Raw genomic sequence first — 525 nt, forward strand, 5'->3', positions numbered from 1 at the left:
TCAGATGCCCGTGGAAAAAGGTCAGATCCCCTGCTACCCGGGCAGCGGTGGCAATCCCAGTGCTTTCAGGTAGCTGTTGTGCCGTTCCTGCGCCACGGCACGCTTGTTCTTCAGCGTTTGTCAAGCGTGTCTTCGACCTCGTGATAGATTTTGGGACATCCCAGTCCCCAAAATCAACTCGGCCTTTGACAACCTATTTGTGCCCCAGCCGTCCTGGTCACCAAGCACTACGCAACAACTTCGCAAGCTCGTTGCTGCTCCGTACTTGGCTCCCATATGACTGGACGCCGCGTTCGGAGGCCTACTTTGTTTTCCCTCTGGCGCAAGGCACGCCGGGAAAACAGTGCGGCCTCGCGGCTACTGGGGACTACCAGCCTTCGCTTCGCTCTCCATGGCTGGCAGCGAACGTCTCGAATACCTCATCCAGGTCAATTTGCGGCTCAGGCAGTGCGGTACTCACATAGCGCGAGATGTTCAGGTTGAAGCCGTTCTCCTCAATCTCCTCCATGGATACGCGGCGGGAAT

The 525-nt window shown here is 57.3% G+C and carries 1 protein-coding gene; it reads left to right on the plus strand.

Annotated features, from left to right (window positions below):
- Window positions 1–140: 140 nt before the first annotated feature.
- Window positions 141–464 (plus strand): hypothetical protein, encoded by a 324-nt coding sequence (locus ACOCD2_RS25920; protein ID WP_419583443.1) that lies wholly within the window; start codon window positions 141–143, stop codon window positions 462–464.
- The last annotated feature ends 61 nt before the right edge of the window (window positions 465–525 follow it).

It is taken from the genome of Thiolapillus sp., assembly GCF_048562965.1.
GTDB classification, from domain to species: domain Bacteria; phylum Pseudomonadota; class Gammaproteobacteria; order Chromatiales; family Chromatiaceae; genus Thiolapillus; species Thiolapillus brandeum_A.